Consider the following 274-nt stretch of genomic DNA (forward strand, 5'->3'; position numbering starts at 1 on the left):
CTTCAGTAGGACAATGATCAGTTTTAAATAAAGCATCGCCTACACGTTCTAACATAGACAAACCAACAACTTCTTGTTCAAACATTGGAGCTTCGTAAATAGGAAGTGGATCAAAACTATTTTGAATTAATGTTTTATATTTCTTTTGCGTATCTTTCCATGCTTGAAAATAAGGATCGGTGACGGTGTTAGGGATGACGCGATTAATCATAATGGCATCTACGTTATAATCGTATAAATTTAAATAAGTAAAGCTGCGCTGAGCTTCTTTAAT

The 274-nt window shown here is 33.9% G+C and carries 1 protein-coding gene; it reads right to left on the reverse strand.

The genetic code is table 11. From position 1 onward, the window contains the following. Positions 1-274: ArsA family ATPase (locus SB717_RS35690; RefSeq protein WP_410907686.1), on the reverse strand; the 274-nt coding region annotated here is incomplete at both ends.

This window comes from Priestia sp. SIMBA_032 (assembly GCF_046535215.1).
Classification (GTDB): Bacteria; Bacillota; Bacilli; order Bacillales; family Bacillaceae_H; genus Priestia; species Priestia aryabhattai.